The following is a 21,883-nucleotide window of genomic DNA, read 5'->3' as shown; positions in this document are numbered from 1 at the left end:
ACAAAACGAAACAGAGCGACGAAAAACGCTAAGCTCTATACGCATAATTTAAAATAGTTAAAGGAAATCATTATGTTTGTATCTAAAGAAGGTCAACAAGTCCCTCAAGTTACTTTTCCAGTTCGTCAAGGTGACTCTTGGGTGAATGTAACGACCGATGAGCTATTTAAAGGTAAGACCGTTATCGTATTTAGCTTACCGGGTGCATTTACTCCAACATGTTCATCAAGCCATCTACCTCGTTACAACGAATTGTTCCCTGTATTTAAAGAGCACGGAGTGGATGAGATTATTTGTGTCTCGGTCAATGATACGTTCGTGATGAATGCATGGAAACAAGACCAAGAAGCAGAAAACATTACCTTCATCCCGGATGGTAATGGTGAATTCACCGATGGCATGGGTATGTTAGTGGATAAAAACGACATCGGCTTTGGCAAACGTTCATGGCGTTACAGCATGCTAGTAAAAGATGGCGTAGTGGAAAAAATGTTCATTGAGCCAAACGAACCAGGCGACCCATTCAAGGTGTCAGACGCAGATACGATGCTGAACTACATAGCGCCTGACTACAAAACGCAAGAATCCATCACGGTGTTCACTAAACCAGGCTGCCCTTTCTGTATGAAAGCGAAACAAAATCTGATTGACCACGGTCTTCAATATGAAGAAGTGATTCTGGGTAAAGACGCAACAACAGTTAGTCTACGAGCTATATCTGGTCGCACGACTGTTCCACAAGTTTTTATCGGTGGCAAGCACATCGGCGGTAGCGAAGAGCTAGAAGCGTATCTAGGCTAAGCTGTCCATAGCCTACACCCTCGGTCTCCGGTGCCTTTTGGCTCGGAGGCCAACCCTAAACCACTTCTTCTACTAGTCTAGATAAGTAGTTATCTGCCAATAAGGTGACTACTTATCCAGATTCAACTATCCAATTCACTCTCCAAGCTCAATGTAGCTAGCTTGGCTTAAAACAAAAGCGAGAGTTCACGATGAAACAAGTTAATGTCGACGTAGCGATTATTGGTGGCGGGACGGCTGGTCTTGGTGCTTATCGAGCAGCAAAAGCTCATACCAACAGCGTGGTAATGATTGAGGGCGGTCCCTACGGAACAACCTGTGCTCGTGTCGGATGCATGCCGTCTAAGCTGTTAATTGCGGCAGCAGAAAGTGTTCATCAAATCGAAAAAGCACCTGGATTTGGGATACACCCGCAAGGTGAAGTACTAATTAACGGACGAGAAGTTATGGATCGTGTAAAGCGCGAACGCGATCGTTTTGTTGGCTTTGTGCTTGAAAGTGTCGATGATATTCCCGCTGAAGACAAACTATCGGGCTACGCGAAGTTTGCCGATGACCACACTCTCATCATAGATGATCATACTCAGGTCACCGCACAGCGCATTGTTATTGCGACAGGATCTCGTCCGACATATCCGGCAGCTTGGAATGAACTGGGTGATCGCCTAGTGATTAACGATGATGTATTTGACTGGGATGACTTACCAGAGTCCGTGGCAGTATTTGGCCCAGGAGTCATCGGCCTTGAATTGGGTCAGGCTTTACACCGCCTAGGAGTGAACGTGAAGCTCTTTGGCCTTGGAGGACAAGTGGGCCCACTGACAGACCCAGAGGTGATGGCGTATGCAGATAAAGCCTTTAAGGAAGAGTTCTACCTTGATGCAGATGTAAAAGTCGAAAGCATGAAACGCATTGCTTCGTCAGACAATGACGGCGAAGACAAGGTCGAAATCCAATTCATCAACCATGATGGCGAATTAGAAACTTTCGTTGTCGATTACGTATTGGCCGCAACGGGTCGTCGTCCAAACGTCGATAAGCTGGCGATCGAGAACACCAATGTGGCGCTCGATGAACGTGGCGTACCAACGGCGGATCACTATACATTGCAAACTTCGGTAGAGAGCATCTTCATCGCAGGTGATGCAAGTAACCAAATTCCACTGCTGCACGAAGCCGCTGACCAAGGCCGTATTGCTGGAGACAACGCAGGCCGTTTCCCAGATATTCGTGCGGGTCTGCGTCGCTCACCAATTTCAGCCGTGTTCTCCGACCCTCAAATTGCTATGGTTGGCGAAACATATAAACAACTAGAAACACGTCTAGGCACATGTGGATGTTTCGCAACCGGTGAAGTCTCGTTTGAAAATCAAGGACGTTCGCGCGTCATGCTTCGTAATAAAGGCATTCTGCATGTCTACGGAGAGCAAGGCACTGGACGTTTTTTAGGTGCAGAAATGATGGGCCCGAATGCAGAGCATCTTGCTCACCTTTTAGCATGGGCGCACCAAAATAGGATGACGATTTCTGAGATGTTAGATATGCCCTTCTATCACCCAGTGATTGAAGAAGGCGTCCGCACCGCTCTACGTGATTTGAATGCAAAACTACACTTAGGGCCAGAAATGGTGAAACATTGTCTTGACTGCGGCCCTGGCTGCTAACGCTTTCAGGCTTCTATCTAAATATAAAGCAAAGCCTCGTCATCAACGAGGCTTTGCTTTACTACTTCGGCGCAATAAAATCTCTCTTACGCTGCCATCATTGCATAGCGGCTGACCATATAAATCGCGACAACACCGATCATAAAGAACCCACCAGCGATACTCAGCGCAAGTTTCAACTCTGTCGACATCATTATATTTCCTGTTAAAGACTGACAGCACACCATACATCAATTACGTGCCACAAAGCTTTTACAAAGCTAACTTTCCATTTTGGTTGTGTCATGGCGCTCTAAGCCCGTGTAAGAAACGCTTTCCACCATTTAGTTAGATATATAATCTGAAGCAACACTAATGGTTTGGAAAACACTATGACTTGTCGCCGCTGCGAGGAACATTGGTTTTGGAAAAAACTTGGACGTTGCCAACGATGCTTGGATCAATTGACGGTACTTTCTGTACTGTGTTGGATTGTGTGGTGGTTTACGCTCAAAGATGATCCACAAAGCATCGAGTCGATCGCTTTGATCTTTGCCGGCTTCGCTTTCAACGTTTTGTTGTTTCTACACTTATGGATGCGTTTTGTCATCTTGCCTTGGCAACGTCGAAAGGGACAAAAAAAGGCCAATAAAAAAGAGAAAAGTGACAGATAGAAAAAAGCCCCAAAACCAATGTCAGTTCTGGGGCTCTCTTAGATTCTTCTAAGAAAAAGCAGTGGTACTTTAATAGACCGGGCTTCCTCTCAAAGGTTCCAAATTTTTTCGATTTTTTTAGCGAATACTGATGTAAGTAAACAGGAAAATGACTATGTCATTGAATGCTAATAAAATCACTCCACAACTTCAGTTCATGCCACATGCGTTTTTTGGATCACTTGCTCCATTAAATTGATCTCAAGCGCTACCTCATCACATGCATGTTGACGTGGGCACTGATCGCAATCTTTCAGAACTTTCTCCGGCAGTAATGACTTCGATGTAGGTAAAAAGCTTTGCTTCATAAAGAACTCAGGCGTTCGCGTTAGAACAAAGACTTTCTTGATCGCCATCTGGCGCGCTTTCTCAACCAAATAGTTCACAATCGCACTGCCCTGCCCTTGGCCTTGCCAGCCCGCTTCGATACCAAGAGAGCGTATTTCTGCCAACCCTGAGTCATACACATATAGAGAAGCGCAACCCGTCACTTCACCATGATGCTCAGCCACCGCAAAAGAGCCAATATCTCTCACGAGCTCATTACGAGAGCGCGGAAGATTCTCACCAAGGTTCGCCCAGTAAGCAACCATACCTTCCAACGTTTCAATGTCCGTCAAACGTGCAGGACGCACTTTCACCGCCGAGCTGTCACGCTGGCTCAGGCGCTTATCCGCTTGTTCTACCGCGTAAGCGACCTGGTGAGGCGAAACACCCCCCAAAGCACAACGCTTTTCCAAACACGAATCGATAGTCAGAATGTCATACACATCCGCTTCAATGACTTCTGAGAAGGCTTTTAACTCTTCGATAGACAGCTCTTCTAGCGCACAACCTTTAGCAATAGCACCAACGACCGCGACACCGACGATGTGGTGAGCTTCACGGAATGGGATGCCTTTCGCCACTAGGTAATCAGCTAACTCCGTCGAGTTTGCGTAACCTTGTTTCGCCGCTTCTAGTGTGCGCTCGCCATTCACTTTAATACCGTCAAAACACAGAGCTGCCATTTCCATGCAGTCGTTCCATGTATCTAAAGCGTCAAACAACCCTTCTTTATCTTCCTGCATGTCTTTGTTGTACGCCAATGGCAAAGCTTTAACTGTCATCATCATGCTCGATAATGCGCCATAGACACGCCCTGTCTTACCACGGATCAACTCAAGTGCATCTGGGTTTTTCTTCTGTGGCATTAATGACGAACCAGATGTCACCGTATCCGCTAACTCAATGAAGTTTGACTCGCCTGAATTGTAGAAGATCATATCTTCTGCAAGACGAGAAAGGTGCAGCATAGAAATCGACGCCACCGACATCAGTTCCATCACATGATCACGATCTGAAACCGAATCGAGTGAATTACGCGTAGCACGGTGGAAACCGAGATTATGTGCTAATTGTTCGCGATCAATCGGATAAGCCGTTCCCGCTAAAGCACCCGAGCCAAGTGGACAAGTGTCGAGACGCTGTAAGGCATCATTCAGACGAGAGTAGTCACGCTCGAACATTTCAACATAAGCCAAGCACCAGTGAGCAAAGGTTACAGGTTGAGCACGCTGAAGATGAGTATAGCCTGGCAATACGGTGCCTTGGTGCTGTTTAGCAACATGGACCATTTGTGCTTGTAGGCGATCTAAAGCAATCAATAATTGCTGACCTTGCTGACGACACCAAAGTTTCAAGTCTGTGGCGACTTGGTCATTCCGAGAACGCCCAGTGTGGAGTTTTTTACCTAAATCTCCCACTTTACTGATTAGCTGCTGTTCAACCCAAGAGTGGATATCTTCTGCATCAGAGCGAAGAATTTGGTGAGGGTCTTCCATCACTTCTAACTTCAGCTCATTTAAAGCAAGTTCCAGTTTTTGCTGTTCTTCTGCCGATAGCACATCAACAGAAAGCAGAGCTTTAGACCATGCGATTGAACCTACGATGTCTTGCTCAGCCAATCGGTAGTCAAAACGCAACGAATCATTGAACTCTTTAAATCTGGTGTCTGCCGCTTGGGTAAATCTTCCGCCCCATAATGCCATTGCGTCTCTCCTGATGACTATTGCTTACTCTAACGTTCTCGAATGAGTAGTAACCAATTTGATGGTCATTTGCTCACTTTTTCTTATGGGTCAACGTTACGGCAATTTCGATAAAAAATAAAGTATAAATTCAATATTTTTACATATATATTCAAACAAACTTTAGATACTCGCTTTTAGAAACCAAAAGACCCGCCTATAAATGGCGGGTCTTTATTCAATCCAAGATGGATGTTAATGGATTATTTCTTCTGGCTGTTCAATGCACGAATACGGCTTGATAGCGAGTAAAGACGGATGAACCCACCTGCATGGCTTTGGTCGTAAACTTCATCTTCACCAAAAGTCGCGAACTCTTCTGAATACAAGCTGTTGTCAGAACGTTTTTGCGTCACTGTCGCTTGACCTTTGTAGAGCTTAACAACCACTTCACCGTTAACGTCTTGCGCTAGCTCTTCTGAAGCGGCAAGGATCGATTTACATAGTGGCGTAAACCAACGGCCATCGTATACAAGGTGAGACGCTTTTAGACCTAGCTCCTCACGGAATTCGAATGATGATTTGTCTAGCACAAGCTGCTCTACAGCACGCAGCGCTTCCATCATGATGGTGCCTCCCGGTGTTTCATAACAACCACGAGACTTCATCCCAACAAGACGGTTTTCCACGATATCGATACGGCCAACACCGTGCTTAGCGCCCTTCTCGTTTAGGTAAACCAGTGCGTTATATGGTGTCATCACTTCACCATCAACTTCGACCACTTCACCTTTTTCTACTTTCAGCGTGACGTATTCCGCTTCATTTGGCGCTTGCTCTGGGTCGACAGTCCACACCCAGCAGTCTTCGTTTGGTGCGTTCCACGTATCTTCTAAAACGCCGCCTTCCGTCGAAATGTGCCATGCGTTTGCATCACGTGAATAGATCTTAGTAAGAGACGCAGAGCAAGGAATATTACGCTCAGCTAGGTAATCCAAACACTCTTCACGGCTCACTAGGTCCCACTCACGCCAAGGTGCAATCACTTGTAAGTCCGGTGCTAGTGCTGCGAATGCGCCTTCAAAACGTACTTGGTCGTTACCTTTACCTGTACAGCCATGACACAGAGCGTCCGCGCCCACTTTACGTGCCACTTCAACCTGCGCTTTGGCAATGATTGGACGCGCCATTGATGTACCTAGCAGGTACTTACCTTCGTAGTACGCGCCGGTTTTTAGCGTTGGGTAAATGTAGTCTGCGACCATTTCTTCTTTCAAGTCAGCGATGTAGCACTCAGAAGCACCAGAGGCTTTTGCTTTAGCTTCAATGCCTTCTAGCTCTTCGGCACCTTGACCAACATCGGCAACGAAAGCCACTACTTCACAGTCGTAGTTCTCTTTTAGCCACGGGATAATTACTGAAGTATCTAGACCGCCTGAGTATGCGACTACCACTTTATTTACGTTCACTTTGCTCATGTTTTTTCTCCAAACTTAACTGGCGCTGCGCTCGGCGGTCAGTGCCAACTGCGACTTCCTAATATTGAATTCTTTTGCTGATGCTTATTGAGGCAAGAATTGAGTACCAATACTTTCACCAGCGAATAACTGTGCTAATTTTTCTGGGTAACGCCAGGTCGCGACTTCAATTGGACGGCCAAGATCATTGGCGGCCTCCAAAGCGGCTTTAACTTTGACGATCATGCCATCGGTGATCACATGTCCATCGATCAACGAGTTAGCTTGCTGCTCTGACAGGGTTTTGATCAAATGGCCTTTTCCATCTAATACACCACTCACGTCTGATAACAGGACCAACTCCGCATCTAATGCGCCCGCAACCGCGACTGCTGCTTGATCAGCATTCACATTCATCATCTGGCCATCTTTGGTTAAACCAATTGAACTGATGATCGGCAGTGCACCTGTGTTTAGCACCGCTTGTAATAGTGCTGAGTCACCCGGTGATGCTTTGCCTACCGCGCCGAGTTCTGGGTCAAGTTCTTCAACAAGACACAAACCACCATCCGCAAGGCTAAGGCCCACAGCGTTAAGACCGTCCGCAATCGCTTGACCTTGAAGTAACTTATTCGCAGTGCCCGCAAGCGCGCCTGCAATCACAGGAATTTGCTCGTAAGGCGTTACGCGTAAACCGTTTTTCTTTACGGTTTCAAGCTGAAGCTTTGCCATCAACTCATCAACTAGGTAGCCACCGCCATGAACGATGGCGATTTGTCGCTGTGCCGATTTTTGGTAAGCCGCAATGGCACCAAAAAGTTGGCTTAAGGTTTGAGTGCATGATAGAGCTGCACCACCTAGCTTAATGACTAAAGGAGCTTGATTGGTTTGCGTCATCGCATTTCCCTCTTTCAACGACTACAGCAACGCTGTCAGTTCTGGGTAACCGTAATGAATATTGAGACATTGCATCGCTTGACTCGATGCACCTTTAAGTAGGTTGTCGATAGCTGAAATCACAATGATGTGTTCGCCTTGTACCTTCCAGCCGATATCACAGAAAGGGGTATTTTCGACATCCTGAATACGTGGAATACCGTCGCCTTTAAGACGCACCGCAGGCTTGCCTTGATAAGCTTGTTCAAACGCCTGTGCCACTTGTGCTTCTGTCACACCTTGCGCAAGCTTCATGGTGATAGTGGCAAGAATGCCGCGTTTAAAGTTGCCGAGGTGCGGAGTAAAAATCACATCGCAACCCAAGTGCTGAGCAATCTCTGGCTGGTGACGATGGTTAAATACACCATAAGGTTGCAAGCTCACTTCACAGAAGCTGTTAACCATGGAGGCTTTACGCCCTGCACCTGATACACCACTGGTTGCGTTGATCACTGGCCATTGGTTGGTATCGAGCAACGCATGTTCTAATAAAGGTTTGATTGCAAGCTGTGAAGCGGTTGGGTAGCAACCTGCTACTGCAATCAAAGGAGTGGTTTTTATTGATTCTTGGTTCCACTCTGCTAAGCCGTATGCTGCTTTATCTAGCCAGTTGTTATGTTGATGTGCGAAGCCATAAAAAGTGTCGTAAAAGCCTTCACTTTTCACACGGAATGCACCCGATAAATCGAATACCTGACAGCCTGTCTCCAAGAAAGTTGGGGCTAAATCATGGCTGACTTCATGAGCCGTTGCCAAAAACACCACGTCCGATTCTTGAGCGATTTGCAGTGGATCCGTTAGTGGTAAAACTGGCATATCAATGATGCCCGCTAGCTTACCGTGTAGCTGCGCGATGCTCTTTCCCGCATCAACACTGTTGGCGGAAACGTATAAACCTGATAGCGTGAGTTGTGGGTGTTTATTAACCATTAACGCTAACTCTGCGCCGGTGTAACCGCTGGCTCCAATAATCGTGGTTTTTAGCATTGTGTGACATCCATATACTTAAAGGCTCAAATGACTATTCATATTTAATTTTTGCTTTATTTTGATTTTTTATTCATTAAATATGATTTAATATGTGTTTTACATTTTTGTGGTCTGTCTGTCAACAGGAGATTTGAAGAATCCATGCAATTACCAACTTTTCTAGAGGTCTATGAAGGACTCATCAGCACCTCTTCTATCAGCTCCACGGATCCGAGCTGGGATCAGGGCAATGCAAAAGTCATCGAAAAACTCGCATCTTGGTTTAAAGATCTGGGTTTTAGCGTTGAAGTGATCGAAGTCGAGCCAGGCAAGCACAATATGATCGCACGTATGGGTGAGGGTGAAGGTGGCCTTTTACTTGCTGGCCATAGTGATACCGTGCCATTCGATCAAGGGCGATGGAATTTCGATCCGCATAAACTGACGGAAAAAGACAACCGCTTCTACGGTTTAGGCACAGCAGACATGAAAGGCTTTTTCGCCTTTATTTATGAAGCAGTGAAGAAAGTCGATTGGAGCAAGCAGAGCAAACCACTTTACGTATTAGCCACTTGTGACGAAGAGACCACCATGTTGGGCGCGCGACATTTCACAGCAAACGCCCCATTTAAGCCGGATTACTGCATCATTGGTGAACCCACCAGCCTTGTACCAATTCGAGGTCATAAAGGTCATGTGGCAAATGCCATCCGCGTAACAGGCAAGTCCGGTCACTCATCGGACCCAGCGCTTGGTGTTAACGCTATTGAGATCATGCATGAAGTCATGTTCGCCATGATGCAACTGCGTGACAAATTGATTAAAGAATATCACCATCCGGGTTTTGCCATTCCAAGCCCTACCCTAAACCTTGGACACATTCACGGTGGTGACAGCGCTAACCGTATTTGTGCTTGCTGTGAGCTGCATTACGACGTGCGTCCTCTTCCTGGCATTAGCCTTGATGGTTTAGAGAACATGTTGCGCGGAGCATTAAAAGAAGTCGAAGCGAAATGGCCAGGGAGACTGGAGATTATTCCATTGCATGAGCCTATTCCGGGTTACGAATGCCAACATGACCACCCATTTATCGGTGGTGTTGAAGAGATCTGCCAAACCAGTTCAGAAACCGTGAACTATTGTACTGAAGCACCATTTCTACAACAGTTGTGTCCAACCTTGGTGCTCGGCCCTGGGTCAATCGACCAAGCCCATCAACCGGATGAGTTTCTATCCTTCGACTTTATCGACCCCACAATTGATGTGCTTTCAAAGGCAATGGTCAAGTACTGCTGTTAATACGCGTTTAAGCTCAAAAGTCTGTGCAGCTCGATTGAGCTGCATCTTTTTATCTTCACAATTTAGCGCTAGTCTTAACACTTATTTAACTTGTTATTTTGTAATTAATTTTCACTTCTTACTCTATGGCTGCCGTAAATTTGCTCTAAATCAGGAGACAGCGGAATAATTGCAAACTTAGTCTGCTTTATTTGACTATAACTGGTGCTTTTCGCTAGATTGGAGTCTTAACAAGGACAATGGATGTAGTTTTTTTACGAGGCAGGACGACAATGAACGAGAAATACGCCGCACTCAAAAGTAATGTGCGCATGTTAGGCCACTTATTGGGTAACACCATTCGCGATGCCCATGGCGAAGAAATCTTCGAGAAAGTGGAAACCATTCGTAAATTATCCAAATCAGCTCAAGCAGGGAATCAAGCAGACAGGGACAGCTTGATCGAAGAAATCAAACATCTACCTGATGAGCAGCTAACGCCCGTTACTCGCGCGTTTAACCAATTTCTAAACCTCACCAATATCGCTGAGCAATACCACACGATTTCACGCCATTGTGAAGAGCACATTTGTGAACCAGACGCGATTAACTCGCTGTTTTCTAAACTGGTACAAAACGATGTGAGCAAACTGGACACTGCCCAAGCGGTTCGTGATCTAAATATTGAATTGGTATTGACGGCTCACCCAACAGAAATTACGCGCCGCACGATGATCAACAAACTGGTCAAGATAAACGAGTGCTTATCAAAGTTGGAGCTAAGCGATCTTTCTTCTAAAGAGCGCAGAAAAACCGAACGCCGCCTAGAGCAACTGATTGCCCAAGGCTGGCATTCAGACGTGATTCGACAACAACGCCCAACTCCGTTGGATGAAGCAAAGTGGGGCTTTGCGGTCGTTGAAAACTCGCTATGGGAAGCGGTACCGGACTTCCTACGTGAGATGAATGACCGTCTAAAATCTTACCTTGGAGAAGGTTTACCCATTGATGCTCGCCCAGTGCACTTCTCCTCTTGGATGGGCGGTGACCGTGACGGTAACCCGTTTGTTACTCACAACGTTACGCGTGAAGTCTTACTTTTGTCTCGTTGGAAAGCCGCCGATCTTTATCTCAATGACATCAACGAGTTGATCAGCGAGCTGTCTATGACAGTTTCAAACGATCAAGTCCGTGAGCTTGCTGGCGAAGATCAGCACGAACCATACCGTGCGATCCTGAAGCAATTACGCACTCTGCTCAATGAAACCAAAGATATTCTCGATGCTAAGATCCACGGTCAAAAACTGGCCGTTAAAGCACCACTGCAAAAAGTCGAGCAACTTTGGGAACCGTTGTATGCCTGCTACCAGTCACTAAACGAATGTGGCATGGGTGTAATAGCCAACGGCTCACTACTGGATACACTACGCCGCGTAAAAGCATTTGGTATCCATCTTGTACGTCTTGATATCCGCCAGGAGAGCACGCGTCACTCAGACGTCTTGTCTGAACTGACTCGCTACTTAGGTATTGGTGATTACGAACAATGGAGTGAGCAAGATAAGATTGCTTTTCTAACTAACGAGCTGGCATCTAAACGTCCGCTTCTCCCTCGTGATTGGGAACCGTCTGAACCCGTCAAAGAGGTTTTGGATACCTGCAAGATTGTTGCAGCACAACCGCGTGAAGCGTTTGGCGCTTACGTTATTTCAATGGCACGTACCGCCTCTGACGTACTAGCCGTTCATCTACTGCTACAAGAAGCTGGTTGCCCTTACCGCATGGATGTGTGTCCTCTGTTCGAAACGCTAGACGATTTGAACAACGCGGAATCGGTCATCAAGCAGCTTATGGGGATTGACCTTTACCGTGGTTTTATCCAAAACCACCAGATGGTCATGATTGGTTACTCTGACTCAGCGAAAGATGCAGGTGTTATGTCTGCAGGTTGGGCTCAGTATCATGCGATGGAATCGTTAGTTAAAGTGGCTGAAGAAGAAGGCGTTGAGCTAACTCTATTCCATGGTCGTGGGGGCACAGTCGGTCGCGGTGGCGCACCTGCGCATGCTGCGCTTTTGTCGCAACCACCAAAAAGCTTGAAAGGCGGTTTACGTGTAACAGAGCAAGGCGAAATGATCCGCTTTAAACTGGGACTCCCAGATGTCGCAGTAAATAGCTTTAACCTATATGCAAGTGCGATTCTGGAAGCCAACTTGTTACCGCCACCGGAGCCAAAACAAGAATGGCGCGACTTGATGGAAGTGCTATCAGAAGTAAGCTGTGAGTCTTACCGAAATGTGGTTCGTGGCGAGCCAGATTTCGTGCCTTACTTCCGCCAAGCAACACCAGAACTCGAACTCGGCAAGTTGCCACTTGGTTCTCGTCCTGCAAAACGCAACCCTAAGGGCGGAGTAGAAAGCTTACGTGCAATCCCGTGGATCTTCTCATGGAGTCAAAACCGTTTGGTACTTCCTGCATGGCTAGGCGCAGGTGAAGCGATTCAATACTCGATCGATAAAGGCCACCAAGCATTGCTCGAAGAGATGTGCCGCGAATGGCCGTTTTTCTCTACTCGTCTCGGCATGCTAGAGATGGTGTACTCGAAGTGTAATATTGATATCTCTCGCTACTACGATGAGCGATTGGTGGATGAGTCGCTCCGTCCACTCGGTGAAAAACTTCGTGCTCAGCTTCAAGAAGACATCAAAGCGGTACTGAATGTAGAGAACAATGAAAACTTGATGCAGCATGACCCTTGGGGACTCGAGTCTATTCGCTTACGCAATACCTACGTTGAGCCATTGAATATGCTACAAGCAGAGCTGCTATACCGCACGCGTCAAACCGAAGAAGCCTCTGCAAACTTGGAAGAAGCGTTGATGGTGACGATTGCTGGTATTGCTGCTGGTATGCGCAACACAGGCTAATCGTTTCATTTTTAATAAAAAGCTGGGCAAATGCTCAGCTTTTTTTTATCACAGGATAATCGCACCAAAACAAAAGCAGTTAAATAAACCATAATAGACCCAAAAAATACCAAAATAAAAGAACAAAAAACCACAAGTTAACACTATTGATTATTATGTTAGTTTTTTAGGGTAATTTTGTCCTACTATTCCACTTCATGCTTATTATTTATATACTACTTGCCTGCTGAGAGCTCATAAATCCAATCATACCTGCTCCAGCCTTGATGGGACTCCCCATCGCTCTAGGTGATAAACGGCTTTAAGGTGACAGGACCAACATTGTTGGTGCTACTTATACATTAAAAAACTCAAGTGCCAGTAAGAGCGCAGCTGAAAGTATAAGTAGCTTGTTTACAAGTTTATTGACCATTTGGATTGAAGACATGTCATTACCACACGTAATCTTAACTGTTCTTAGCACTCGCGACGCAACCGGTTACGATATCACTAAAGAATTCTCTGCTAGCATCGGTTACTTCTGGAAAGCAAGCCACCAACAAGTGTACCGTGAACTCAACAAAATGGCTGAGAAAGAACTGGTTACTTGCGTATTAGAACCCCAAGAAGGCAAACCAGACCGCAAGGTTTACTCTATTACAGACGCTGGTCGCAGCGCTTTGGGAGAGTGGTTTGATCAACCAACTGCACACCCAACAGTTCGTGATGAGTTTTCAGCGAAATTGATGGCATGTGCCGTTCAACCTGCGGCTCCATTCCGTGACCAACTCGCCGAGCTAGTTGAAGAGTCTCGCAAACTGGTTTCTCACTACAAAGAAATTGAAGCGGCTTACTACGCAACTCCGTCAACTTTAGATAAACAAGCTCGCCTAGAACGTCTAACGCTTCGCCGTAACCTTCTGTTACGTGAAACTTGGATCACTTGGGCAGAAGAAGTTCTAACTGAACTTGAAGTGATTGGTTAAACTCCTTTTGCTTTGATAAAACGAAAAAGGCTTGCCACTTGGCAAGCCTTTTATCTTTTTGAAACCAGATTTACGCACCGACTACTGCGCGAGGACGAACACCCAACGTATGGCATAACGCGTAAGTCATCTCTGCACGGTTTAGTGTATAGAAGTGAAAATCCTTAACCCCTTCACGACTCAGCACACGCACCATATCAATAGCTTGGCTAGCTCCTACAAGCTGGCGAGTCACCGGATCATCATCCAAGCCATCGAATTGTTTGCTCATCCACCCTGGTACTTTCACGTTGTTCTGTGCCGCAAAGCGAGACGCTTGCTTAAAGTTCGATACAGGCAAAATTCCTGGCACAATTTCTACGTCAATTCCTGCTGCGACACAACGGTCACGGAATCGCAGGTAAGACTCAACGTCAAAAAAGAACTGAGTAATAGCACGGTTTGCACCTGCATCTACCTTACGTTTTAGGTTCAATAAGTCAGACTGTGCGCTTTTAGCTTCAGGGTGAACCTCAGGGAATGCAGCAACGGAGATATCGAAATCGTGGCGTGATTTCAGCAGCTCAACCAAATCCGAGGCATACATATCAGGCGCACCGCCACCTGGAGGAATATCACCACGCAGAGCGACGATATTTTCAATACCATTGTTCCAATAATCATCGGCAATATTAATCAACTCTTCACGAGTCGCATCAATACAAGTGAGATGGGGAGCGGCAACCAATCCGGTTGTGGCTTTAATTTCTTTAATGATGGAGTGTGTTCTGTCACGCTCGCCGGAGTTAGCACCGTAAGTCACAGAAACAAATTTAGGTTGAAGCGTTTTAAGACGGTGCACTGAATTCCAAAGTGTTTCTTCCATCTTAGCGCTGCTTGGCGGAAAAAACTCAAACGATACATTGATGTTATCTGATAACTCAGCAATATTCTGGTTCAAGGCGTCGATATGGCCTGCGTGCGTATATCCCATCTTACTCTCCCTGCGGCACTCCGCCACGAAAACAAATCCTTAAAATCGACGTTTAGACGTCTATATGTCTACAGAATGTATTGAATACGATTTAATGTCAACCTTGTAATTATGAATTTTTCTCAAGTTAATAATGAAGATAGTTCAAGTTTCTACTTGAGCATCATCTCGCCATTTTGCACGGGTTATGACTTCAGTATGGCACTGATAGGGGAATAAAAAACCCTGGATTAATTCCAGGGTTTTTAGGTCAATCGCAACTTTAAAATAAACCAGCCAATCGGTTGAGGTCGGATTGAATAGCGCCGGCTGTCACTTCTCTGCCTGCGCCTGGTCCTCGAATGACCAGAGGGTTATCTTTGTACCACTTGCTTTCTATGGCAAAAATGTTATCGCATGGCAATAAGTTGGCGAGCGCGTGCTCACGAGATAACGCTTCGACTCCCACCGTTGCTTTACCATTTTTTTCTAAACGCGCCACATAGCGAAGCACTTGATCGTTTCTCTGTGCTTTTGTCAGACGCTCTTGAAGTATTTCACTCAACAACGCTCCATTATCGAAGAAATCATCTAAGCTCAGTTCTCTTAATTCTTCTGGCACCAAAGACTCAACTTTAACGCTGTCTGGTTCTACATCTAGGCCCGATTCTCGAGCCAAGATGACTAACTTACGCATTACATCGGAGCCATCTAAATCAGAACGAGGGTCAGGTTCGGTTAACCCTTGCTGCCAAGCAAGATCGACTAAATCATTAAATGGCACAGAACCATCAAACTGTTGGAACAGCCATGATAACGTCCCCGAGAAAATACCCGATAGAGCGACGATTTCATCCCCACTTTCACGAAGATCTCGCACGGTATGGTTTATCGGTAACCCAGCACCAACCGTTGCGTTGTATAGCCAATGACGACCAATTTTAGCGAATGCATCTTGAACCTGATGGTAGTACTGGCTATCTGCGGAACCGGCCACTTTGTTAGCGGAAATCAAATGAATGCCTTGCTGTGCGATTTCTACGTAGCGCTGAGCTAACTCTTTACTCGCGGTAACATCAAGCACGACGGCTTCATCATAGCTTTTAAGCGCTCCCAAACGTGCCAGCCAATCCCCATTGTTTGCTATGCTTTCATCATCAAATCGTTCAGCAACACTCGCCGCCTCAATACCTTGCTCATCGAACCAATAGGTTTGGCTATCCACAACCGCGACAAGATCAAAGCTCATACCATGACGTTTTTCGAGCTCACTTTTTTGCGTCGCAAATAAATTTAACCAACTAGAACCAATATTACCCTTGCCACATAAAGCCACTGCCACGCGTTTTTGCGCTTGGAACAACTGGCTATGAATCGTTTGAACCAACGCCTCGGTATCAGTACGGCGCAAAACAGCGACTAGGCTCAGTCCTGAGTCTGTTTCAGAGATAAATTCTACCGGAGAGTGCTTTAGCTTCTGATAAAAGCCAAAGCAATGATTGGCGTTTTTCGTAACGCCTGCACCTACCGCAGCTAAGAGCGAGTAACCTTCTTTTAGCTTAATTTCAGCCTCTACCGCAAGCTCTTGCAAGTGTTTCAATGCACCACCGGCGATTTCTGCGGTGTAAGCCAAGCGTAGCGTGTGCTGATCGGATTGAGCTTCAAATGCCAGTGGCTCTAATTGCGCGCGCTGCAACGCTTGTAATACATCACTCTGTGTTTTTTCGAAGTCGTGCCCATGCATGAAAGACAACTGCACCAATAAAACATCATCCAGTGAAGTAATAATTTTAGCGCCACGACCAGATGCCAATACACGCTCAATACGAGTAGAACCCGACTCTGGCAGATAGCTACACTTGAGATTAAGGTCCATGGTACTTTGCGCCACAGGCTGAAGCGTACGACTGTGTAGCACTGGGGCAGCTAAGCGAGCAAGTTCACTGGCTTCATCCAATCGAAGTAACGGTAATAAACAAGCGTCAGACACCAAACGTGGATCGGCACTATAAACACCAGCAACATCACTCCAAATCGTGACAGTACTGACTTCAGCAAGCGCGCCTATGACCGTTGCAGAATAGTCAGAGCCGTTACGACCAAGTAGAATGGTTTCTCCTGCCTCGTTCTGAGCCATAAAGCCAGTAATTACCACACGTTTATGGTTATGCTGCGCGAGGACCTCTTTAATTAAAGGGTATGAACGAGCGCGATCAACCTCTGGTTGAGTTCCCGCTTCTGCACGTAAAAACGCTCGTGCATCTTGTGCAACCGCAGGGATAGAACGTTGAGATAATAACGCGGCCAATAGGCGAGCAGACCATACTTCTCCGTGCCCCAGTACCGCGGCTTTTTGCGCATTAGTGAGTGGTGCAGTCAGCTCCGAGAGAGTACTGAACTCATCATGTAATAAAGCTAACAGCTCTTCTTTTGCTTCACTCTCCAACAAGCTTTCTATTAGCTCAGTTTGGAACTGTCTCAAGCTTTGAAGCGCTTCATGCGCAATTCGGCCATCTTTATTTAACCCTTCCAAAAACTCAATCAAGCGGTTAGTGGTTTTTCCTGCAGCAGAGACGACCACCAGATCATTTTCTGTCGAATACTCCTTGAGAATACCCACAACGCGTAAGTAGCATTCTGGGTTTGCTAAGCTACTGCCACCAAACTTATGCAGCTGACGTTGTACAGTCATTGTTATCGTCTCCTATTACTGGGTAGCTTTAGCGAACGCTTGTTCTAAATCTGTGATGAGGTCTTGTGCATCTTCCAAACCGACAGACAAACGCAATAGTTGATGAGAGACCCCAGCCTCCGCCAGCGCCTCCTCACCCATTGCACGGTGAGTCATGGATGCCGGGTGGCAAATCAAACTTTCTACACCACCTAATGACTCTGCTAATGAAAACAGTTGGAGCTCTTTCACAAACACCTTTAACTGCTCAAACGAACCAGCAAACTCAAAACTCAACATAGAGCCAAAGCCCGTTTGCTGCTTTTTAGCAATATCGTGACCTGGATGTTCCGGCAGGCTTGGATGATAGATAGTTTTAACTAACGCTTGTTTCTGTAGGTAAGCTAGTACCTGCTGTGAGCTCTCTTCATGTACTCTCATACGAGCAGCAAGCGTACGAATACCTCGCAGTGTCATGTAACTATCGAAAGGTGTGCCCGTTGCACCAATACAATTACCCCACCATGCAAGCTCTTCTGCATGCGCTTCTGTGTTGGTGATGATTACTCCACCAATTACGTCCGAATGACCGTTGATGTACTTTGTTGTGGAGTGGATAACAAAATCCGCACCTAGCTCTAAAGGTTTTTGGTACACGGGTGTCAAAAAGGTATTGTCCACCGCAACTAACGCGCCGATTTGTTTCGCTTTTTCACAAGTAGCTGCAATATCCACTACGCGAACCAGAGGGTTTGACGGAGTTTCTAGCAAAATGAGTTTTGGTTTTTGTGCCAATGCAGCATCTAAAGCCTGTTCGTCTGATTGATCGACAAACTGAACCTTAAAATCGCCTTTGTTAGCTCGGGTATTAAAAAGACGATAGGTACCACCATAACAATCGTGAGGAGCAATAATGAGATCATCTGGGCCGAGAAAAGCGGAAACCCATAAATTTAATGCCGACGTACCGCAGTTAGTAACAACCGCTCCTTTTCCAGACTCAAGTTCAGATAGCGCACTTTCCAACAGTCCGCGGTTTGGATTACCAGATCGTGTGTAATCATACTTGGGCACTTCACCAAAAGCAGGAAAACCATAGTTAGTGGAAAGATAAATAGGTGGAACGACAGCATGATATTGGCTGTCTGATTCAATACCAGTGCGTACTGCAATGGTCGCAGGTTTGCGAGTGCTCATGGGTGTATCCTTTCACGGGTAATGACTTCTAAATAGGAATGCGCTATATCTAATGAGTAACATAAAGTGATCAACACGCTTCCTTTGCTGTTATGTTTACTTTACTCGTCAAAAAATGAGACGTCAACACTTCTAGACGTCTATATGTCTTTGCTTATGGCGGTAAATGCAGCTAAAATCAGCACCTAAATTATTTTTAACCGATTACATAAATGAAGGTGTGCAATGGCTGACTGGAATGGCGAATACATTAGCCCATATGCAGAGCACGGCAAAAAAAGCGAACAAGTAAAAAAAATTACCGTCTCTATCCCGCTAAAAGTTTTAAAGGTGCTAACTGATGAGCGTACTCGCCGTCAGATCAATAACTTACGCCATGCAACCAATAGCGAATTGCTATGCGAGGCATTTTTGCACGCGTACACAGGTCAGCCACTTCCGACAGATGAAGACCTTCGTAAAGACCGTCCTGATGATATTCCAACAGAAGTAAAAGCGCTGATGACGGAAATGGGCATCGAATTTGAGTCATTCGACGAAGAATAAAAAAGCCTGATAAAAGGTTTCAGGTAATAACTCTTGCCTCGAGCCAAATGGATGACATAAAAAATGGGACGCAATAGCGTCCCATTTTTTGTGTATCACATCTGAAAGATATATTACTCTGCCATGTAGTTTTCAGGCATCTCGATACGAGCTACACCTGAATTAACCGCCGCCTGAGCAACCGCTTTTGCAACACGTGGTAGCAAACGTGAATCCATTGGTTTTGGAATAATATAGTCCGCACCAAACTCTAGCTTATCAACACCGGCAGCCTTCAATACGGCTTCAGGTACAGGCTCTTTTGCTAGCTCGCGAATCGCCTCAACGGCTGCAAGTTTCATTTCATCATTGATTTCACTTGCACGCACATCAAGAGCACCACGGAAAATGAATGGGAAACACAATACGTTGTTAACTTGGTTAGGATAATCACTACGGCCAGTACCCATGATCAAGTCATCACGAACTGCGTGAGCAAGTTCCGGCTTGATTTCAGGATCCGGGTTAGAACATGCGAATACGATTGGCTTATCAGCCATCAACTTCAACGCTTCCGCTGGCAATAGGTTTGGACCAGATACACCTAGGAACAGATCTGCACCTTCAATCACGTCTTCTAGTGTGCGCTTATCTGTATTGTTCGCAAATAGCTGCTTATATTCATTAAGATCATCACGACGAGTGTGAATCACACCTTTGCGATCTAGCATGTAGATTTTTTCGCGCATTGCGCCGCATTTGATCAGAAGCTCCATACACGCTACAGCGGCAGCGCCAGCGCCAAGACAAACAATTGTTGAATCTTCAAGTTTCTTACCTTGAAGTTCGATTGCATTCAGCATACCCGCTGCCGTTACAATAGCAGTACCATGTTGATCATCGTGGAATACTGGTACATCACAACGTTCAATCAGACGCTTTTCAATCTCAAAACAGTCTGGTGCTTTAATATCTTCAAGGTTAATACCGCCAAAAGTGTCTGCAATGCTCGCAACAGTATCAACAAATTCATCGATCGTGCGGTGCTTAACTTCAATATCAATAGAGTCAAGACCTGCAAAACGCTTAAACAGTAACGCTTTACCTTCCATCACTGGCTTAGATGCAAGTGGACCTAGGTTACCTAGACCTAGAATAGCGGTACCGTTAGAAATAACAGCAACCATGTTCCCTTTTGCAGTGTACTTGTACACGTTATCCGGGTTTTGTGCGATTTCACGCACTGGCTCTGCAACTCCTGGGCTGTATGCAAGGGCAAGATCACCCGCCGTTTCCGCAGGCTTTGTCAGTTCGACAGCAATCTTTCCTGGAGTTGGATAAGCATGGTAATCCAATGCTTTTTGGCGATGTTCTTCTTCTGGAGTGGCTGCTTGGTGGTTGTCTTCAGACATGGACGTTTCTCTTTTTTATTTTTAGGTAAGGGGGCATAAATTCTATCGGATAGAAATCAAACTTCATAGGCAAGATTGCGAGCAATATCCTTAAAAAGCCGATAATAAAAGAGATTAGACCAGATAACGGGGTTAAGCACCTGATTTTCGAGTCAGGTGCTCTTTCTTCTTACTATTATTGGAGTATGCAAACTCAGAAAGTATCGTTACTCTTCGTCCACGTATTGCGCTTGGAGATAATTCTCAATACCAGACATTTCAATCAAGCCAAGTTGCGTCTCTAGCCAATCAACATGTTCTTCTTCATCTTCAAGAATATCTTGGAAGAGATCTCGAGACACATAATCTCGAATGTCTTCAGCGTAGGCAATCGCATCTTTTAAATCTGGAATAGCCGCCATTTCAAGCTTTAAGTCACACTCGAGCATTTCCTTGGTATCTTCACCAATCATCAACTTACCTAAATCTTGTAGGTTCGGTAGGCCTTCAAGGAACAAAATACGCTCAATTAGATGATCGGCATGCTTCATCTCATCGATAGATTCGTGATATTCCTTGTCTGCTAGGTGCTTTAAGCCCCAGTCTTTATACATTCGGGCGTGAAGAAAATACTGATTAATAGCGACGAGCTCGTTACCGAGCACTTTATTGAGATGTTGAATGATGATTGGATCGCCTTTCATGACAAAACCCTCCTCTTTGGCTTCATTTAAATGTAGAAGCAAATGAGAAGGTGTCAAAATGTAAGGCAAATAATTACTGCATACTTACAGCAATTAGCTGGCTTGTTTAAATTCCGTGTAACTAGTTTCCGCTAAAATTTCCTTGGCCTGTCTGATGCACTTACCACATTGGCTGCCCAATGCCGTGCACTTTTTGATTCCTTTAATATCTGTTACGCCTTCATCTATCGCCAACTTCCTAATTTTTTTGTCGGAGACACCATGGCAAAGACAAACGTACATACTCAAAAAACCTATAAAACTAATCTGTGACAAACAATATAAACAAGAATAGTTCTTGTTACCAGTCGCATTATGGTGTCCGCTCAGAATATTTGGTTATAACGATTTTACCGCTGCAGGAAAAGATCAAAGGGTTAAGAGGGGTGAGTAAAAGCGTTAAGAAATAAAGTCGGTAAAACTCTGTTTTTAAATCGAAAAAGTGACGTCTTTTCTTTCAACACTTATAACTAAATGTAATCTAGAAATGAAAAAGGGAAGCCTAAGCTTCCCTTTTCGATGCACTTTCTTCAAAAAGAAGAACAGTGCAAGATTTCGTTTAATTCGTTATGAATTAGTCGAAGATCTTAGCAACAACACCAGCACCTACTGTACGGCCACCTTCACGGATCGCGAAACGTAGACCTTCGTCCATTGCGATTGGTGCGATTAGCTCTACAGTCATCTGTACGTTGTCGCCTGGCAT

Annotated in this window: 17 protein-coding genes and 1 pseudogene; 7 read left to right on the top strand and 11 right to left on the bottom strand. The window is 45.5% G+C overall.

The window, feature by feature from the left end; genetic code table 11:
* The first annotated feature begins 72 nt into the window (after positions 1-72).
* The 3 genes from R7D93_RS23390 (at position 73) to R7D93_RS23380 (ending at position 3,118) form a co-directional block, all read left to right on the top strand.
* A complete protein-coding gene (locus R7D93_RS23390; RefSeq protein ID WP_005382781.1) occupies positions 73-801 on the top strand; it encodes a redoxin family protein in 729 nt (242 codons plus the stop codon).
* A 191-nt stretch (positions 802-992) separates the two neighbouring features.
* A complete protein-coding gene (locus R7D93_RS23385) occupies positions 993-2,465 on the top strand; it encodes a dihydrolipoyl dehydrogenase (protein WP_154204991.1) in 1,473 nt (490 codons plus the stop codon).
* Between the two features lie 371 nt (positions 2,466-2,836).
* On the top strand, positions 2,837-3,118 hold the full coding sequence (locus R7D93_RS23380) for a DUF3624 domain-containing protein (RefSeq protein ID WP_025768083.1): 282 nt from the start codon (positions 2,837-2,839) through the stop codon (positions 3,116-3,118).
* A 194-nt stretch (positions 3,119-3,312) separates the two neighbouring features.
* Here the strand turns inward: R7D93_RS23380 and argH are convergent, their stop codons facing one another.
* The 4 genes from argH to argC form a co-directional block, all read right to left on the bottom strand.
* Entirely contained in the window at positions 3,313-5,187 is a 1,875-nt protein-coding gene (argH, locus tag R7D93_RS23375; RefSeq protein ID WP_005381331.1) for an argininosuccinate lyase, read from the bottom strand.
* Between the two features lie 242 nt (positions 5,188-5,429).
* Positions 5,430-6,644 (bottom strand): argininosuccinate synthase, encoded by a 1,215-nt coding sequence (locus R7D93_RS23370; protein ID WP_005381332.1) that lies wholly within the window; start codon positions 6,642-6,644, stop codon positions 5,430-5,432.
* An 84-nt stretch (positions 6,645-6,728) separates the two neighbouring features.
* Entirely contained in the window at positions 6,729-7,520 is a 792-nt protein-coding gene (argB, locus tag R7D93_RS23365; protein WP_137282407.1) for an acetylglutamate kinase, read from the bottom strand.
* Between the two features lie 21 nt (positions 7,521-7,541).
* Complete coding sequence (gene argC, locus R7D93_RS23360; protein ID WP_053350729.1) at positions 7,542-8,546, bottom strand: N-acetyl-gamma-glutamyl-phosphate reductase; 1,005 nt, start codon at positions 8,544-8,546, stop codon at positions 7,542-7,544.
* Positions 8,547-8,690: 144 nt separating this feature from the next.
* Between argC and argE the strand changes: the two genes are divergently transcribed.
* The 3 genes from argE (at position 8,691) to R7D93_RS23345 (ending at position 13,698) form a co-directional block, all read left to right on the top strand.
* Entirely contained in the window at positions 8,691-9,827 is a 1,137-nt protein-coding gene (gene argE, locus R7D93_RS23355) for an acetylornithine deacetylase (protein WP_213868988.1), read from the top strand.
* Between the two features lie 272 nt (positions 9,828-10,099).
* On the top strand, positions 10,100-12,733 hold the full coding sequence (gene ppc, locus R7D93_RS23350; RefSeq protein WP_225497166.1) for a phosphoenolpyruvate carboxylase: 2,634 nt from the start codon (positions 10,100-10,102) through the stop codon (positions 12,731-12,733).
* Between the two features lie 425 nt (positions 12,734-13,158).
* A complete protein-coding gene (locus R7D93_RS23345; RefSeq protein ID WP_005382791.1) occupies positions 13,159-13,698 on the top strand; it encodes a PadR family transcriptional regulator in 540 nt (179 codons plus the stop codon).
* A gap of 70 nt (positions 13,699-13,768) precedes the next feature.
* Here R7D93_RS23345 and metF read toward each other — a convergent pair whose 3' ends face one another.
* The 3 genes from metF to R7D93_RS23330 form a co-directional block, all read right to left on the bottom strand.
* Positions 13,769-14,671, bottom strand: a complete 903-nt coding sequence (metF, locus tag R7D93_RS23340; protein WP_005381345.1) for a methylenetetrahydrofolate reductase — start codon at positions 14,669-14,671, stop codon at positions 13,769-13,771.
* Between the two features lie 262 nt (positions 14,672-14,933).
* Positions 14,934-17,342 (bottom strand): bifunctional aspartate kinase/homoserine dehydrogenase II, encoded by a 2,409-nt coding sequence (locus R7D93_RS23335; RefSeq protein WP_225497168.1) that lies wholly within the window; start codon positions 17,340-17,342, stop codon positions 14,934-14,936.
* Between the two features lie 15 nt (positions 17,343-17,357).
* Complete coding sequence (locus R7D93_RS23330) at positions 17,358-18,518, bottom strand: O-succinylhomoserine (thiol)-lyase (protein ID WP_005382793.1); 1,161 nt, start codon at positions 18,516-18,518, stop codon at positions 17,358-17,360.
* Positions 18,519-18,743: 225 nt separating this feature from the next.
* On the opposite strand from R7D93_RS23330, the gene metJ reads away from it, so the two are divergent.
* Positions 18,744-19,064: a met regulon transcriptional regulator MetJ gene (gene metJ, locus R7D93_RS23325; RefSeq protein ID WP_005381353.1), complete on the top strand. Its 321-nt coding sequence runs from the start codon at positions 18,744-18,746 to the stop codon at positions 19,062-19,064.
* Between the two features lie 113 nt (positions 19,065-19,177).
* On the opposite strand, the gene R7D93_RS23320 is transcribed toward metJ, so the two are convergent.
* From R7D93_RS23320 to tuf, 4 genes and pseudogenes are all read right to left on the bottom strand, one after another.
* Positions 19,178-20,455, bottom strand: a complete 1,278-nt coding sequence (locus R7D93_RS23320; protein WP_005381358.1) for a malic enzyme-like NAD(P)-binding protein — start codon at positions 20,453-20,455, stop codon at positions 19,178-19,180.
* A gap of 206 nt (positions 20,456-20,661) precedes the next feature.
* Positions 20,662-21,138, bottom strand: coding sequence for a bacterioferritin (gene bfr / locus R7D93_RS23315; RefSeq protein ID WP_005381359.1), 477 nt, complete (start codon positions 21,136-21,138; stop codon positions 20,662-20,664).
* Between the two features lie 93 nt (positions 21,139-21,231).
* Complete coding sequence (locus R7D93_RS23310; RefSeq protein WP_005381360.1) at positions 21,232-21,420, bottom strand: (2Fe-2S)-binding protein; 189 nt, start codon at positions 21,418-21,420, stop codon at positions 21,232-21,234.
* A 331-nt stretch (positions 21,421-21,751) separates the two neighbouring features.
* Positions 21,752-21,883 (bottom strand): annotated as a pseudogene (gene tuf, locus R7D93_RS23305) (elongation factor Tu); the annotation flags it as partial.

Origin of the sequence: Vibrio sp. YT-15 (genome assembly GCF_033337445.1) — a bacterium.
In the GTDB taxonomy this organism is placed as follows: domain Bacteria; phylum Pseudomonadota; class Gammaproteobacteria; order Enterobacterales; family Vibrionaceae; genus Vibrio; species Vibrio alginolyticus.
This window is presented reverse-complemented; position numbering and strand designations above follow the sequence as displayed.